At 49.2% G+C, this 17,827-nt stretch carries 11 protein-coding genes; 2 read left to right on the top strand and 9 right to left on the bottom strand.

What is annotated here, in order from left to right:
- The first annotated feature begins 96 nt into the window (after positions 1-96).
- Entirely contained in the window at positions 97-810 is a 714-nt protein-coding gene (locus tag QEH52_RS07390) for a 3-keto-disaccharide hydrolase (RefSeq protein WP_308949460.1), read from the top strand.
- A gap of 122 nt (positions 811-932) precedes the next feature.
- Here the strand turns inward: QEH52_RS07390 and QEH52_RS07385 are convergent, their stop codons facing one another.
- The 6 genes from QEH52_RS07385 to QEH52_RS07360 form a co-directional block, all read right to left on the bottom strand.
- Positions 933-1,661: a PEP-CTERM sorting domain-containing protein gene (locus QEH52_RS07385; RefSeq protein WP_308949459.1), complete on the bottom strand. Its 729-nt coding sequence runs from the start codon at positions 1,659-1,661 to the stop codon at positions 933-935.
- A 129-nt stretch (positions 1,662-1,790) separates the two neighbouring features.
- Positions 1,791-3,632 (bottom strand): ABC transporter substrate-binding protein, encoded by a 1,842-nt coding sequence (locus QEH52_RS07380; protein ID WP_308949458.1) that lies wholly within the window; start codon positions 3,630-3,632, stop codon positions 1,791-1,793.
- Positions 3,633-3,649: 17 nt separating this feature from the next.
- The gene (locus tag QEH52_RS07375; RefSeq protein ID WP_308949457.1) at positions 3,650-4,519 is read right to left on the bottom strand and encodes a tetratricopeptide repeat protein; all 870 of its coding nucleotides are present in this window, start codon (positions 4,517-4,519) and stop codon (positions 3,650-3,652) included.
- A gap of 64 nt (positions 4,520-4,583) precedes the next feature.
- The gene (locus tag QEH52_RS07370) at positions 4,584-6,392 is read right to left on the bottom strand and encodes a glycoside hydrolase family 2 protein (protein WP_308949456.1); all 1,809 of its coding nucleotides are present in this window, start codon (positions 6,390-6,392) and stop codon (positions 4,584-4,586) included.
- A 4-nt stretch (positions 6,393-6,396) separates the two neighbouring features.
- Positions 6,397-7,080 carry a hypothetical protein gene (locus QEH52_RS07365; RefSeq protein WP_308949455.1) on the bottom strand — a complete coding sequence of 228 codons (684 nt, stop codon included), beginning with the start codon at positions 7,078-7,080 and terminating at the stop codon, positions 6,397-6,399.
- A gap of 13 nt (positions 7,081-7,093) precedes the next feature.
- Complete coding sequence (locus QEH52_RS07360; protein WP_308949454.1) at positions 7,094-10,831, bottom strand: hypothetical protein; 3,738 nt, start codon at positions 10,829-10,831, stop codon at positions 7,094-7,096.
- A 245-nt stretch (positions 10,832-11,076) separates the two neighbouring features.
- On the opposite strand from QEH52_RS07360, the gene QEH52_RS07355 reads away from it, so the two are divergent.
- Positions 11,077-12,234 (top strand): glycosyl hydrolase family 28 protein, encoded by a 1,158-nt coding sequence (locus tag QEH52_RS07355; RefSeq protein WP_308949453.1) that lies wholly within the window; start codon positions 11,077-11,079, stop codon positions 12,232-12,234.
- Positions 12,235-12,322: 88 nt separating this feature from the next.
- Here QEH52_RS07355 and QEH52_RS07350 read toward each other — a convergent pair whose 3' ends face one another.
- The 3 genes from QEH52_RS07350 to QEH52_RS07340 all read right to left on the bottom strand — a co-directional run bounded on the left by QEH52_RS07350 (position 12,323) and on the right by QEH52_RS07340 (position 17,758).
- Entirely contained in the window at positions 12,323-16,066 is a 3,744-nt protein-coding gene (locus QEH52_RS07350) for a polysaccharide lyase family 8 super-sandwich domain-containing protein (RefSeq protein ID WP_308949452.1), read from the bottom strand.
- Between the two features lie 99 nt (positions 16,067-16,165).
- A complete protein-coding gene (locus QEH52_RS07345; protein WP_308949451.1) occupies positions 16,166-16,816 on the bottom strand; it encodes a PEP-CTERM sorting domain-containing protein in 651 nt (216 codons plus the stop codon).
- 84 nt (positions 16,817-16,900) lie between these two features.
- Positions 16,901-17,758 carry a PEP-CTERM sorting domain-containing protein gene (locus QEH52_RS07340; RefSeq protein ID WP_308949450.1) on the bottom strand — a complete coding sequence of 286 codons (858 nt, stop codon included), beginning with the start codon at positions 17,756-17,758 and terminating at the stop codon, positions 16,901-16,903.
- Positions 17,759-17,827 lie beyond the last annotated feature (69 nt).

Below are 17,827 nucleotides of genomic sequence, written 5' to 3'. Positions count from 1 at the left end.
TTCAACTGATGAAAATGCTGAGCGCGCTTTCTAAGTCAGCTGAAATGAAACGCACCATTCGCTTAGACGAACTTCTCACATCAACCGAAAACTAGTATGTCGAATCAAGAAAAACCGAAATATATCATCCCAGAAACTGGTCACGTCTCACAAGACAGAGATCGCACACAACCCAACTATGTCGCCCCCGGAAGCGCAACACAGCCACCGAGCGATGCGACCGTGCTCTTCGATGGCAGCAACTTGGACCAATGGCGCATGCGTGATGGATCTCCTGCGACCTGGACCGTGAAAGATGGCTATGCCGAAGTACTTGTCGGCAGTGGCAACATTTTCACCAAAGAAGTTTTTGGCGATGTGCAATTGCACTTGGAATTTGCCTCGCCCACCGAAATCGAAGGCGACGGTCAAAAACGCGGCAATAGCGGCATCTTCTTTTGCGATGATCGCTACGAAGTACAGATACTTGATAACTACGAAAACCCGACCTATCCAGACGGCACTGTAGGCGCAATTTATTCACAATACCCGCCTTTGGTAAACTCCATTCGCAAGCCTGGTGAATGGAATAGCTACGACATTATTTGGCATGCTCCGGTTTTTGACGGTGCCCGCTTAGTCAAAGCTGCCTATATCACAATTCTCTTAAATGGTGTTCTTGTACAATCGCACACAAAGGTCCTGGGCGACACGAAAATCAAACCAGGCGAACTACCTCACTATACCGCACACCCATCTGCAGGTAGTATACAATTGCAGCACCACAAAAACCCAGTGCGCTTTCGCAATATTTGGGTGCGTCCGATTTAACTCCAACGACACCGTATCGCCCAATATAAGCGATACGGTGCATCGTTCACTAGTTCAATGAACAATAAAAAAGCGGAGATCCGAAGATCTCCGCTTTTACCCTATTTATTATTACCCTAAAATTACTGACGGCGACGAACCATGCCCCAACTAAGTGCAAGTAAGCCAGCTAACAGCGCATATGCAGAAGGCTCCGGAACGTTCGACAAGTAAACATTATCGATAATAAAATCCTGCGCACTGCGACCACGTTCGAAGCGCAGTTCATTGAGCGCAGTGAAACCGCTCTGCAGACCAGTAATACCAACTTGTCCGCCGACAACTGTGCTGTCCGTTAGATTATTGACCGTGATCGAATAGCTCGCATCCAAATCCCCCGAGAGCGTCACTCGATAAACATCTGATTCATTGATCAGCTCATTCTGCGTAGCCATGTTTTGCCACGCACCATCATAATACTGCATGGTTCCGTTCGCTGAACCATCCCATAAAACACGCCAATTGACCACAGACTGTCCACTCTCGCGCAAAGTGAAATTCATAATACGGTCGCCTGAATTCGAAGAGTTCCCAGTCGTCAACTGCTGAAAATCAAATGCGAAGGTGAATGTATCCGTAATCGTACCCTCTGATGAAAAAGTATTTCGTAGGGCAGTCGAGCTGTCGCTACCAGCGCTTCCTAATAGAACGGCCGCAGTCGTGCCATCTAGCCCCGCAACTGATGAGAAATCATGATCGCCTTCACGCGTCCAACCACTGACAGCACCGCCAGTGTAGCTTTCGAAACCTTCGTCAATCAATATGTCGGCGCTGGCGATAGAGGCAGTCGCGAACAGAGTTAAAGTAGTCATCCTAAAATCCATGATCTAAACATTCTGCGCATGCTCTATTCTTTCAAACGCAGCGCAAGTTAAGCTATTCACTCAAATTCACCTGCGCTCAACGACTCTCCTAAGCTGAGATCAACAGCATGCAGGCATTTAATATGTGGGAAAGGGCTCGCTGGGCTTCGTTTCCTTCCACCAACGGAGCACAGAGATGCCCTCATCGCTATTCATACTATTATAAAGAAGCGAACGCTCTCGCGAGAGTGCATTCTCCACTCCCAAGGTCGCATTTAAACGCTCGACCGAGATCACACGATCATTGGCACGTGAAGCATCTTGAGCTTTCTGCAGACTAATTTTCCACGCACGGGAGACTCCTAGGTCAGGGTTGTCCAACACTTCGGAAATACGCTGAGATAAGCCAGTGTAGTCAATATCCCCTGACATGAACAACTTTATGGTCGAAGCCCAAGTATTGCGAATGGAAGAAGGGATGTCACTGCTGTCAAAACGCATCGCTAACTGCTTTGGGGCACCGTGCATATCAGGCACAAATGCATCCATCGCGTCAGGCGGCACGGTATTCACAATCACCGGTAGCCAGCCTGCGCGTTGATTAAATTCTTCATTAATGCGATGAGAGGACAGGAACTTCAAAAAGTCCAAAGCCCAATCAAAATGAGGGGTTTGCTTATTGATCGCCAGCGGCACCCCACCACCAATGTTGGCCTCAGTCATACGCATCGGTAGTTGCGCATACCAGCGCTCATCTTCAGCAGGCATGGGGCGCAAACCAAGTTCAACCTCAAAGCGATCTTCCGGACGATCACGGCCTGCAATACCTGACAATATACTCTGCGCATCCCACCCGCCAGTCGTTATCATAGCTGCATTGCCCATTACGAAACGACGTAGAGCTTGCTCACGGTCCAGCCCCAAAAAGCCCTTCGGGTAGAACGAAACGATCGTCTGCATGAAATCGAAGTACGCTTGAAAAGTGCTATCTTCAAAATCCCATAATTTACGATCAAAGCCTGAAATCACCTCAATCGAACTGAGTGTAGTGCCAAGATCGAAATCCAAACGTTTCCAGTGGTTGGCAAAAAATTCACTTTCGTAGCGTAAGATTACATTATTATGTGGATAGATACTCGCTGAGATTGGGACTAGATATTCAAGCCCTTCAGCCTCGGCATAAGCCTGCACTGCGGCGCAATAAAAGATCCATTCCCCCATCGTCTCGGGGATCGAGGGGCCCTGCACCCATTGCTTGGCACGCTCGAGTGGTAAAAAACCATCGGGCTGCCCCAATGAGCGATCTAAGTCAGTCATCCATTCTGGCAGAGCCTCGCGCGCAAATGCCTGGTGCGCGTAGGCCTTTACCGCCTCCATTATAGCCATATTATAGAAGACTCGGTTCCCCCCAGCCGTGCTGACAGGAATCGCAAAGAAATCACTCAAGCTCTCCACGTAACCGCCTTCTAAACCATCAAAAAAGGTATCCCGCCAAGGCATACTGGCAATGGATTGCGAGAGCTCATCGGACAGGTCTTGGATTTGATAAGCCTTCTGGTTGTAAGGATTCGGCTCGTTCACAAACTCTCCAATCGGCGCATAAAACCGTGCCAAAGCATTGCCTCGAATAATAGTCGTCTCGCCCTTGGTCGCAATATCAGGTGCGGTGCCACTAATGAGGTGCACATTCATAACCTGATTAAAGACACGCTCTGGAATCGGCTCTTGCTCGATGCGCACATTGGCCTCTCGCACATGGGGCAAGGCATTATACGTATCCATGGCCCATTGCATACTTTCCCGAAAGCCTGGCTCTAACTGCCAGTGCGCCACGCGGATAACTTTTAAGCCCCCCGCTTCATCACTGGAGCCACCTTCGGATGCAATCAGAAAGAAGCGTATCGCGCTCACCACGAAGGCGCCCACTAAGATAATAACGGCAATCCAGCTCGGATTGAATTTTCTAGATGTATTACTCATTTTTTCTACAGTAGGCCTTAACGCCCAAAAGTCGTTTCTGGTAATTCAGGAATCGTGATTTCTGCGGCCGGGTTTTGCTCGGCGATCGCAAGCAGACGCTGCCGTGCAACAGTCGTATAAACACTGCGAGGATAGGCATCGATGAGTTTGGCATAGCTGCGAGCTGCTGTCATCGCCTGCCCGACGTCTTCTGCCAAAAGGCCCAGCTGCCACAGAGATACATCACCATCGGAGGCACGTGGCAGACCGGCATCGACGGCCTTTAAATAAGGCTGTATCGCGGCATCATGATCCTTCAGATAAAAAGCGTATAGCTGAGCGATGTATTGTGCATACAGGCCCACCCAGCCGGAGTCTAAATTTGGCAACCGTTCCTCCAAGAGTTGTATCGCTTGACGCACTGAAGACTCCTCCAGCTCCTGAGCGTAGGTTTGTGCCAAATTTAAAGTCGCCCTGACAGCCATATCCGAATCGGGAAATTCCTGTATCACCTGGCGATAGTAGCCACGCGCCGTCTCGACATCGGGTTCATCATGCGGAAAATCTTTGATCTCTGCCATACGGCCTAAATCAATTAAGGCGCAACTCGCATAAAGTGATTGAGGATAGCGCTCGATCAGCTCTTGTAAGGCAGCCTTGGCCACAAGCACATTCTCTTCCACGGGTGGACTGTCGTGCCATGCAGACAAGGCGTAACTGTATGTGGCAAGTGTCCACAACGTCTCATCGGAAACATCTACTTTAGGCTGCGCTTGAAGTAAAATCTCGCGTGACTGCTCAAAATCAAAAATTTGCAAGGCTTTAACTCCAGCTTGCACTTGCTCTTCCACACTCAGCTCAGAGGCCTCGGGCCCGCCGCAACCAACTAGCAAAGAGGCTCCAAGCATGAAACCAAAGCACAAGCTCCTAGCTTGCGAGCGCAATATTCTATAAAAGTGACAATTCATTACCTTATTTTTCTTGTTTAAAAGCATTTTGAATTAGCTCGAACACAGGTTTCTTTTCGCCCTCAGGCCCCACGAGTCCCTTACGATTCCACCCCTTCTGAAATGCATTGGCGCGCAGTGTACTGCGAAAATCTTTTAAAACCCATGGCGTCCAGCCGCTCAGTTTTTCGCAGCGCTCAAACATTGCGATTTGTTCTTCGTAAATAGCTTTTTGACTATCTAGGTTCCAAAGTTCATCCGATGCGCCATGACGACCTAAAGGCCCCGCAGCGCCAAACTCAGTCACAAAAAGTGGCTTACTGCCGACGACTATGTTTGCCTGCGGCAATTCCTTCACCGGCGGATTATACCACCCTCCGTATTCATTCAAGCCAACCACATCAACGTGCTCATAGATGGAATGTTCCACACATTCCACATCGTATTGATTATTCTGAAAAGGAGCATTGAAAGCGGCTGTGGCCGGAATGGATGGGTCCAGTTGCTTGATCTCTTTAAAGGCTGCCCCCATAACGCGGCCCCGCCCAGGCAACTCCCAGGTTTCATTCGCCAGCGCATGACAAAGCATACACGCATGCCCACGGCTAAGTTCCACCATGCGTTTGGCACTCTGCCGAATAATGGACTCCGTCCGTGTATCGTTGTAAGTTACCTCCCAATACACGGGGATCTCATCCCACACCAGTAGCCCGCGACGATCGCATTCCCGCAACCAGGCTTCATCATAGGGATAATGCGCAAGTCGCATAAAGTTACACCCCGTCTCTTGAGCTAGATCCAGCAAATCTTGGATGTCCTGTAGATTCCTTGGCTTGCCTCCCTCCGCACCTAGGCGCTCTTCATGCAAGGCGACTCCTTTTAAATAAAAAGGCGCTTGGTTCACACGCAGCTCCGTGCCGATACACTCGATCTGCTTAAAACCAATTTCTTGTTCAATTTGGTCAACTGTCTGACCGTCTTGGCGTAAACTCATACGGGCCGCATATAGGCGCGCCTTGCCTGGTTGCCATAGCTCAACGGCCAATTCACTTAAATCAAAGGTCCCACTCGCTTGCTCGACTGAAATCGATTGCTGGTAGTCCAGCTCTGGAATCTCCAGTGTCAATGTATGCCCTGGCCATTTGCGGTCACTTGCTTGTAACTCGTAAGCATACTGTCCATTAACAACAGTCAGCTCTCCCTCACCGCGCAAAATTTGCGTCGAGTGATACGCAGCGCTCGCAATAAAACGACCGGGCATCGTCATCAACCGCACCGAGCGAATCAGCCCACCGTAGTTAAACCAATCATAGCGCTCCGAAGGAATGCGGTGCTCCGCGCGTCGCGCATCCACCCGTATGACCAAAAGGTTTTCATCCTGCACTTGCTCTGAATCGATCTCAAAGCTCAAGGGTAGAAAAGGCAGTTCCGCAGAACCGATTTGCTGCCCATTCCACCACACATCCACGGCATAATTCACCCCATCCAATCGTAAAAACAAACGCTGCCCTCGTAAGAGGGCCTCCTTTTCTACGCTTGAAATCGCAAGCTTACGAGCATACCAACCGAAACCTTCGAAGAGCAGAAACTCTTCTTTCTGAGTATTCCAATCGCCTGGAACAGAAATACGATCAAAGCCATCGATATCATATTCAATCGCACGATCTTCCTCTTCTGGTTTCAATCCTTCGAAAACATTCCGACTGCGCTTGAGCCCAAAGGCCCCCATATTATCTGCGAAAAAGCCCCACTCACCATCTAACAAGCGACTGGCTCGATCATTCAGTTGTAAGTAGCCGGCGTCGCAGCATTCATTTACTTTTTTTGAAGACATATGTTTAATAATAAAGTTTTTTGATCGCAATCTTATCATCGGCACTGGGCTCGGTAGTAACAAAAACCAAGGCTGATCGCCCAGAACGCACAGACCACGATGACGAGTAGGCAAGCTTCAAATCGTTTGGCTGCTCACTGACTTGAATTGCCATAGCGATCGACTGCCCTCCCGAAGCAGTGATACCCGTCGTCATTGATTTTTCACTATGCTTAGCCACACTGAACCGTTCCGATCCAAATTTAACAAAAACTGGGAAGTCAGATAGATTGATGAAACGATACGTATTTTCCTGCGCTTCATCTTTAGAGAATCTAAACGGTAACAAACGGTAGCGATTCTGCTCCGAGGCCGGGTCTGCAATAAAAATCAGCAGTTGCTCTTGTAAACGACCAGCAGGCATATACTCCGCGGCTAATTCTTTGATTGGCTTTCCGGCATCGTCGGTACCAATAATACGAAAAAACTGCACAGGAAAGGTGCCACGGTATTCATAGACTTTCGACGGTGAGCCATTCGGTATCCACATTTTCACCAGTTCACCATCCACACCTTGGTAATGTAGGTCTTTAATCGTGCGACTCCAAGCAAGAGTCGAAAACTCAGCGCTCTGAATTGGCTGCTGAGTCATTCCAACTGAGGAAAACGCGACTACTAATAAGAATGTAAAAGAGATTCTTCGTATCATATATTTTTTTGCATTAAATTTGTTCGGGATCCAACCAAGTAAAGGATATGATCTTAAATTGACGTCCAAACGAACTGCTCGGCTGAATCCACTCATCCATCGGATCTGCGTCGACCGCGACCTCGTCATTCTTCACAGGGTTTGGAACACGCTGCACTTTGGCCTCACACCAGACGCGGCCCGTCACTTGATTCGTCACAGGGTTCACCACGTCACCATAGGACCGTATGGTAAATGTATCAGAACGAACAGTTAAAATAGGCGCCAGATGCTGCAGTAGATCCGATTGCAGTAGATACCCAGGAAAACCCATGCTACTATGATCGCCACTGGATAAATTATCTACAAAAAAGTTTGAAATATAGTCAAAGGCTACAACGGGCTCGCCTGATACGCCTGATGGAAGATTACTGTTCACACCATCCAGCGTAGAGGTGCCATCAAGTGCCGCTTGCAGCAGTCCTTTTTTACCCGCTTCAGAGTCTTCCAATTTCCGATTCACGAACGAAGCCAGAGACAAGAAAGGGCCACGTTCTTTGATAAGACTAACGATAGATTCGGCGAGCTGGTCTACTTCACTACTGCTTAATCGACGATAGCCATTCCAAAACCGATCATTCGTGCTAGCATCTCCCTTGTTAAAGCCCTCAAAATAAGGATAATACATACGCGAGTAGATCGCATCATTTTCTGTATGAAGCCTTGCGGGGTCCTCCATGTAATCGCTAATCGGAATTTCTAAATTCGACGTGCTGGATAAAACCGCTTTCCAAGCCGGTACCGAAGTGGAGTTGACATTAAACGCTCCATTCACCCACATCTCTGATGCTGGACGATAAATGGCATTTTCAAAATCATCATCGGCTGTATCATATAGCGCGATACGATTATAACGGTCAATATCCTCCTCGGCCGATGCAACAAACTCCAACCGAGGGTTTAACACTACATCTGCGAGAGCTTTACTCCCCTCTTCTGAGTCGTCCTTCGCAAGAGCCTCCCGCAGTATATCGCGTGCTTCTTCTGTATAAGGCATTTCAATACTGGAAAAGAAAAAACCATCCCACAGCTGCTGATTGACCAAATAAGGTAGATCAAAATAAGTCAGATTCTCGACACCATCGAAGCCCTGATCATCAAAGCCCCTAAAACGCTCTTTTTCCAGCGGGATACGAACATTTGCATAGGAGGTGCCTGCAATGTAGGTCGGATCGAAATGATAACGTCCCAGATTGGCATGTTGTAACTGCCCGAGGGACAAGAGTGGCTCACGAGGACGATCAAACAACACAACAGAACGCTGCCCCCCATTCGTCTTGTTGTTTTTACGCCCCCAGTAACCATATCTCACATCTGAGTCCAAGCCTGGAACATATTCTGGCGGCACATCATTTTGCCCCAAAGCCTCAACTTCATATAAGCTGAGATAACGACTGCTCCCATTATCACCATCCCATGCGGAGTTGATATGCAGCGCACGCATATTCAGATCGACTAAATTACGAAGGGCATCGGTCTCCTCCCCACCTTGCCGTTCAGTTGTGCGTAAATTAACTACTAAAGTTCCAAACGAATCTTGTTTAGCCGCATCTTGGAAATTTTGGAAGCTGGTTTCATAAGTCTCCGGCTGATTGCCACTACCCTGCTCCCAAACATCTACAATTTTATTATAAGTTTGGCCAGCAGCTGGCGAATTCGTGTAACTACGTATAGCTCCAAAATCTTCATACTCAATCTTGAGGTCCACCTGAACTCCATCGCGTACTGCTTCAAGTAAGAATTCTTGCTCCCCCGGCTTACCAGGCTCCAGATCACCCTCGTCATTTACGTCATCCGTATTGGTTGTGAGTCCCCACTGCGGATGCCAACCATACTCATTATCCCCCCTGTCCTTTTTAGCCTGCTCCACACTAATGGCACCAGCAACACCTGCGGGGTTAGGATAAAACTCATCTGACACCTTACTTAATGGGAAGTAAAGCCCTCCTACAACATCCCATTTCACAGACAGATTATTGGTTTTATATTTACTCTTTCGGGTTTTAGCAAAACTGAAACCGTCGAACGAGTGGTGCAATATTTCCCCCGGCCCGATCGTACTATCGGCCATCGCCAAAAGGTGAAAGCCTTGATTGTTCGCATCCTGTAACTCCATCAAATAGAACTCAACATCCACACTGCCTCCACGAAGGTGCAGAGTGAGCGTAATTTTAGGATTAAGTGTAACCACAGTTCTGAAATCACTCCCAGCTAACCTAGTATTATAAGGATTGTAGAGCGACAAAACAGGCTTAAACACAATGACTGGAACCTGAGTCCCTCCGTCCTCTGGATCCACTAGTCCTAGTGCGTATGAAATACGGAGTTGAGAGATAACCGGTGTCGCTAAACTCGAAGCTTGATAATTATCTCCTGCAGTAAAGCTAGTATCCGAAGTATACTGATACGGCATACCTGAACTTATATATGGATCAGAATGCCGTTTTGTACTACCTTCCCAATGCGAGGTAAAAACTGGCTGCTCACTCTTGCCCGGCAATTCCCGTTTAGCCAATCTAAAATGAATGTAATCATCCTTAATTCTAGACGTGTCACTAGCAGGCCAATATTGCTGATAGTAATCACGAAAGATCTCCCAGTTCGGACCGCTCCAGTTGGCAATTTGATCAGCGATGAGCTTATCCCCGACAAAATAATACGGCTCGGGCGTCATCGGATCCGCTGCTGCTACATCTGAGAGCGCCTGAGATTTAAACACCGTATCTGGGAAATGCAGCTCGAATGAATCCAGAACTTCAAAGGCCTGCGTCAAATCACGTTTAAGTGCACCATCTTTAACATCCACTAGCAAACCTTTTGACCAAGTAGTCAAATCATGCGAACGCACTGACGTAAAATCACCTGCATCGATGGAACCGTCGGAAAGCCAATCGCTCATTTGCGAAGACAAGGCGAAAACACGCTCCAAAGAATCGTCATTCACTGGATAATTAGCCAAGCTGTCTAATGCCTCGACGCCAGTTCGTTGTGGAACCAAGAAAGAACGCAGTTGCTCCTGCTCTCTTAAATTCGCATTCGCTTCATCCGAGCTAGCGTATGGATCAGAAATACTGACAAGTGCTTTCGAATTCTCACCCGAAATCCAATAGCCGAAGCGACCTGCCACACCGCCCGAACCATCACTCAACAAACTAGGTGGAACTGTTACAGCTTTCACGTCAAATTCGGAATTTGACGATGCCATTTCAATCGAAGTTTCTAATTCATCGTTGGGCGCTTGCACTGCTTCATCTGCGGGCTCCAAACCTTGATTGCCTGAGACCATCCAGCTGGCGCGTGACATTTTTTCCTCCGCGGTTAAAGTATCCCAATCCGCCTCCGTCGTATCCCAGACCCCCATCCAATACGGGTTCTCCATCGCATCGACCGAGATCCCCGTATCACCTGTCAAAATATCTGCACGGGCAGTTATACGTTGGTCAGGCCCTGCTGACTTTTGCAGTTCCCCCATTGCTACCATGAGGCCCAAATAGGCATTTTGCCGCGCAGCCATCATTTGTTTACTCTGATTAGCCGAAGCGCTTTCGACCTGAGCCAAAGATACAAAAGCCAATAGGATCAGCAAGACAAAGGCCATCAACGATAGTGATATAACTAAGGCAAAGCCCGACGAGCGCCCCGTCACTGAATCAGTAACGAGTAAGCGAGATCGGCCGCTATGGCGGGCGTGCTTTGTAGAGGGGCAATTCATCGTAGCGAGATGGTGGTATTAAAAAAGGGGGACCGGCAGAGGGTATTCACAGAAAAAATTAAGTACCGAGTCATGGAAGCTAGGCAACATTCATTGAACGTAAAATGTCAGCCGCAGTTAACCTATTAAACCGCACAAATAAAGCAACAAATCATCCTCGGAGAGCCCTCGTTACAATAAACAAGTTGCCTTAGGCACACGACGCCAAATGATCTATATAAATCCCAAACCTGACTCTAAATAAAATGTCTACATATCGTAATCTAACTGATTCTGGAATTTTAAGCGACGGCAGCATTCCCTGTGCTGCGAGCCTCAACGCTCGCCTACAAAGTGAGCACAGTCATTGGGTGCTCCCCGCCGGCACATATACTCTAGAAGATGCGCTCAAAGTTCCCTCCGGCACGCACCTAAAGCTTGATCCGAAGGCCGTGCTACGACTCGCCGATGGAGCTGCGACACGCAACGAGCACTACTTGATCCGCAATGCTGATCTACAAGGCGGCAACACAGACATTCACATAGAAGGGGGCACATTTGATGGGAACCAAAACGGGAACCCGCGCCCCGAAGGCTTATTAGACGCTGGTTACAGCGGCGCGAGCTTACACTTCGAGAATGTAAGCAATTTCTCTTTAAAGAACATCACCTTCACGAACTCTGAAGCCTATTACGCACGTTTCACTAAGGTTCGTAATTTTCACATCGAGCAGATACGTTTCGACTCCGACAGAGTGCGCCCGAACAACGACGGCATTCACCTCGGAGGCAATTGCCGCGACGGCGTGATCCGCGACATTCGTGCGCTGCGCCCCGCCGTAACAGGCGACGACATGGTGGCTCTCAATGCTGACGACGCGTTGCAACGCACCGAGGTACACGGTATGAGCAATGGACCGATTGAGAATATCCTCATCGAAGACATTCATGCGGAAAGCTGCCACACCTTTGTCCGAATCCTCAGTGTGACCTCCCCCATTCGCAACATCCGCATTCGCGGCCTCCATGGCGGCTGTATGAATTGCGCCATCAATGCCGACGGTGCACGCCGTTGCCGCGTCCCGGTCTTCGACGAAGCCAATCCACCCTTCTCTGATGGCGTGGGCATTCTTGAAGACATTCACATTTCCGACGTCTCGGTATGGAAGGCCAGCCAGAGCAAGCACGCGCTGATCGACATCCACGAACGCTGCTGGAATCTTAAAATTGAAAACTTCCAACGCGTGCTGGGCCAGGATCAATCCCCCGAGTCCCCGAGCTTACGTTTTAATCATATTGTGCTACCATCCGCTCAACTGGACGAGCAAGCCATTCCCGGACAAGACCTGCTCGACCCAAATCCACCCTACGAATCTTTCGTCGAAAGATTTAACTCGCTGATAGTTAACGGGGCGAAGGCATAAAAAGCCTTAGGCAGAGCAAGGGCACCGATTAATTGCTATAGATCAAACAATTCTAAATATCGGTATAGGTTCAGAGTCGCACAAGAAGCTAATCCGTCATCAACAAGCGAACGAAGGCTTTGTCCTGCAACGCTGGAGCTGTCCATGTTTGATAATATTCTCCGAGAATATCGTCAAAGGCCTCGTCGCTCACACCTTCGGCACTCCAACTCGAATCCATCTGCAAGGAGACTGTGTGCTTAAGCTGATACGACATTTCAGCGGCGCCTTTTCGATAGGCTAGCCGAAATTGCACCCCACCCGCTTCGGGCACATCGATGACTTTACGAATTGCATTTTGTGCATCTGCGAGCAACGGATCGGCGCCGAGCGCACGTTCGGCAGCGTTACTTAAACCGTCGCCATCAGGATCAGCTTCGGGGGCACGCTGGTTGAGCGGAGTCTCATCCCAATCATAGTGCTCACTCCAGTTACTGTAAAAACCATCTGTCTGCCGCAGAAAGGCACGTGCGAGTCGTTCGCCCAATAGTAGGTTCCCTGCGGCATCGTAATGCAATCCGTCTGGCAAGCGCCCAAAATCAGAGGTTTCCACCCAATCAACCGCAGCATCCGCATCGGCCACTGCGATCTGAGCATTTCTGACAACAATGCGATAGGTATCATCGGGTGCATTCACTCCAAGTATAATTGGTAGCTCTGGCGCGTCGAGATCAGTACGCAAGCGACTAATAAACGCCGTCAAATTGGCTTGATAGGCGTCGGCCATTTCGGAGTTACTATCGCTGCCCCCTTGGATCCAAAATACGCCTTTCAAATCGTAAGTGTGCCCCGCATTGACTAACACCGAAGTGGCGGTCTGGACCTCGCTCAGCAACTGACTGTAGAGCTGCATCCCAGTCTCCGCATCCGGATCCCAATCGTAGAACAAGTCAGTGCCTCCGCGAGAGAATTTAACAATGGCGGGACTAGCTTCATCGAATTCGATTAAAGTGCGTCCGATGGCAATCTCAGGCCCAAAGACGTCGTTGGAAGTCGGCCCGAGTTGCGTAAAGGTGCCGCCGGAATCGCGCAGCCCCACAGAAGCACCTGTCGTATCGGTATCGTAATAATAGATCACCTGTGCGTCAGCCTCGCTATCAGCGACATTGCCGGCAAAGTTCGCGCGCCCGCTGGCGTGGGACTGCCCAGCCAAAATATAGAGGCTGTAGTGAGTCGGCTCGGCGGCATTCTCGTAGAGTTTAATATTTTTAAAGCTCACGTCGATGGAGGCGTTTGCGTCGTCGTCGGCGGTAAACACCAGGTAGTTTGTGGTTCCGGTGTAGTAGTTCCCAATTGGTATTTGATAAGTCATGCTCGCGGCACCTGCGCTGTAGCGCGGAGTGTAGTTCCAGCCAGCCGCGGCACTGGCATTTTCGCTGCCGCCCACTACGAAGATGCGTGGCGCGTTATTGACTGTCAGGTCTTCGTCCAATCCGATGGAGACCAGCTCCCCGACATCGGATCCCTCGATCTCAAATTCCAGAACAGTGTCTGACGTGATGGTATAGACGAAGTTCAGGGCCTGCCAAGTGTTGCCCGTAAAATGGATTTCCAAACCGTTGGCTGAAACCGTGGCCCCACCCGCATTGTCTTGATCAGTATGATAGGCCTGCATCGCGAAGCCAGACATATCAATCGGATCGACGGAGCCGACATTATAAGCCGAGCTCTCACTGGTACTGCGTCCGGCCTCATCGCCGGCGGGCAGCACGTAGTATAAACTGCGTGGCGTGCCATCAGGCGCTTCCAGGCTCACCAATAAGCTGCCCAATTCCTGCGTCGGATCCGACACTGTGATTAATGCCGGCTCCTCTGTCTCATCCAGCATCACCAGGCAAGGATGATTGACCTCGAGGAAGTAGCCATTGGGCGTAGTAAAGCTGCCTGCCACATGAAAGGCAAACTGCATCAGTTCGCGCTCGGCATGACGCACCGCTTGCAGCTGCGCAGTGTTGGCCAAGATTTCGATGGGGTTGGCTCCACGCCAGCTATCAAATTCCGGCTTATCGACCGCTGGCACCACCACGCAGGCATAGCTGTCATCCACCGGCGCTAGACCATGATCAAACCACAGTGAAAACACGTCATCCGTGAGAGTGGTCGATGGCAGACTGTCATTAATCTCATACCAACTACCCGATTGCGATTTGGCCGCCACCTGGACGTCGCCGCCAGCAGGCAATAGGTAACCTGTGTTATCGTGGTGCACCCACTCCAGATCTGTCGGCGCAAATTCACCACTTCCGAGCAAGCTCTCCCCGGCAGCGATTCCTATACTGACATCGCCTTCGAGAAATATCTGGTTCACTGTTGTATTCACATTTAAACTACCGTTACCGCCATTGATGCCCGCACCGAGCATGACATACACGTCGTCAAAATAGAACCAACTCTTCTTGGCCGTAACACTATCGTATGCATGATCATAGGCCATCGCACCTTCGGTACCGTTACTAATGCCACCGGCAAATTTCTGCGTCCCGAGATTTCCAGAAGGAGCCCCTGCCGGATCTCGATGCAAGGTAGTGGTGCCGGGCACACGGCCCCAATCCCAGATGGGGAAAATCTCTAAATGCTCCTCAGCATCCTGCATCAGAAAGGTACCTCCGACAGATAAGAACTGACCTTGGCGGCCATCGCCATTGATATATTCAGTGCCCTCATTATGATAACTCCAGAGTTTGGTCGACACCTGATAGCCATCGCCTGCCTGCACCATAAAATCGGTTTTCCAGAACTCGCGGTTGCCGGCGATTTGACTCGGACCATCGTTTACTATGTGTTGGTAAAAAGCTTCCAGCTCTGCTGCACGCGGCAAGGGCGTAGCCAATGCACGTAAATACTCCAGACCATACACAATCGGATCGTGATAACGCAGCGTCACGTAATCGTAATTGTCATGCGAAATCTTTCGATTGGTGATATTGGGGTCCAACACCCCATAACGATTCGTCCACTGATGCCCTTCCAGCACATAGTCCTGTATGACTTCAATTTGCTCATCGCTAAATTCAAAGGAGAGCCCTTCTAGCATCGCGATCCAGAAGCCCATATCTGTAACATAGTGCGCACCGTAGAAACCGTTATACAGAGCCGCGCCATGTTGGTAAAAGGAGTAGTCCACGCGCACGCCTTCTTTCGAATTATTATTGGTGACCGAGGTGCGTCCCAAGCCAGTTTTGTAGGCCGCTTGCACTTTGATGCGATTCAACTGTGTTTCCAAAGCGGTCTGATCGTGGTTCAGAATTTCCAAATAGATCCGACTAAATGAAGTATAAATCGTGTTCTGGGATGACCAATAATTATCCGAGCGCAGCGCCTTTAAGGCAGCCAGCTCCGCGGCTCCATCCGTGAGTGTTTGTGCCGTCAAATCGTCATAGCACATCATAAGAATCGCACCGAGTTGCTGTGCGGTATTCACCTCTTGATGCCACCAATTGTCGGAATAGATCCCCGGAGTTGTGAGCCAATAGCCGAGGCCAGCTTCGATGCCAGCCAAGGCGACCGCATCTTGATACAAGGCATGATTCGAACTGTAGTAAGCCGACGCAATAGCGCGGATACGGCGCAGATGGAGGATTGGCGTCCATCGCGAACGGTCACGATCCGAGTAATTAATGTCCGCCCACGAACCATCGACTTGCTGGTCGGCCAAGAAGTTGGCTGCTTCACTGCGATCCGTCTTAGCAACAAAGTCGGCGTGGATGCGCAGACGCAGTGTATCGATCTCACTGGCCAATAGCGCGTGCGTCGCTAGCAAAAAAAACAACAGGAAACGAATTAGATGACTCATAAAATATAGACAAAAGGGGGTATATGAAAGCAAGGAGGGGCCTCCAAAAGAGGCCCCTCTGATAAAAATAATCAACTGCAGCAGTCGAGACTTTCGAATCTAACCGCGACGGCGAAGCATGACCGAAGCCAGCCCAAGACAACCTGCGAGCAAAGCAAAGGAAGACGGCTCGGGAATGACAGATAACTGTCCGGAACTTCCAGTGAAAATATAAACATCCCCATTGCCATTTTCATTATTTGCGCCGAGTGGGTTTTGAACTTTCATAATAAAACCGACATCGTCAGTAGCCGCTTTAACGATCGAAGTCACATCAAACTCGACGGTGTCGCCAGCAGTAAATCCTGTCATATCGATAGTACCCAATAGGTTCGTACTGTTCTCGTAATCGTCTGCAGTCAAACTACTGGGAGTCTCCAACGAAAAGAAATCCAATATTGGAAAAACTGACTGAGGCGCCCCTCCAAACGAATTCAGCTCGACTGAAAACATAATAGTCGAGGCGGCATCAATCTCTGTTGTAAAACTTGAAATATCAAAAGTCCAAGCTGTCGCAAAAACACGATCATTATCTCCCGAATCCCCCACCAAGCGCTGGTCACCACTCCCTCGGAGTGCATCGCCGGTATTATTCTCGGATGTATCATCAATTCTGCGGTCGAGCGCATCATCAATCGTTGTCTGCGCGGATGCAGAGCTAAAAATAAATGATGCTATAAGTAGGGATGGTATAAGTTTATATGTATTCATAGTTAGTTAGGTAAAATAGTTTCATCGAAACAATAGTTCGCGTCTATATAATCAAAAGATCGTTAACTTAATATATTCACAAGCCTAGCGACGACGGCGAAGCATCACCGAAGCCAGCCCGAGAGCACCCGCGATCAAAGCAAAGGAAGACGGCTCGGGCACATTGACAAGCAAATCGCTCACGCCTAGTTGTGCATTTGAATAACGAACGGCATCAATTGGCCCAGTATAGTTCACTCCAGAAGCGCTACCACCAAGAACTGTAACATTGGCTATATCACCGATGGTAAATTCGGTGCCAGTATCGTATATTGAACTGCGATTGGCGGCGTGCGTGGCTCCAACACTTAACAAGGAATTTCCATCTGTTGTAATGTCTTGAAGAAAAAAGTTAATCCCACTAGCCGAGGTATCACTAAGATCAACCGCTAGCGCTGCGTAATAATAATTCCCATTTGTCATGTTCAGGGTATTATTGGAGACGTTATCCGAATAGATATCCACCCGCTGCGAATCAGAACCATTGCTACTGTAGGCGAACCACAAACCATTCTCCGCCCCACGTGTACCGAAAAGCCAACCGATCCCCGTTCCGGATGATGTCGAATTTACAGAATCAAAAGTAGAGGCCAGCACATCACTTTGCCCTTGATACTGGAATAACACCTCAATCGTGAAAGCATCGGCCGAAAACGCATTGGAGCTATTATCTGCATAGAGCACCTTAGCGTTACTATTGGCATCCTCGCCACCGAAGCTAATATTGCTAAAAGGGGTATTTATACTACTATTCGTTCCGACAGAAGTTAAATCCCCAGCAGAGCCACCCGTGCTGGAAAACGAGCCGCCTTCGAAATCATAGTAAGCAACTGTTTGAGCGGAGAGAGAACTGACCACAAATGAGCCAAGGAGTAAAGAGGGAGCAATCTTGAAGTAATCCATACTCGGAAAAGTAGTTCACACTCCGAAAGAAAACAAGGCAGTCGATGCGTTATTCGTAACTCAACAAAA

Origin of the sequence: Thalassobacterium maritimum (assembly GCF_031127805.1) — a bacterium.
In the GTDB taxonomy this organism is placed as follows: Bacteria; Verrucomicrobiota; Verrucomicrobiia; order Opitutales; family Coraliomargaritaceae; genus Thalassobacterium; species Thalassobacterium maritimum.
Note: the sequence above shows the minus strand (reverse complement) of the source record. Positions and strands in the feature narration are given on the sequence as shown.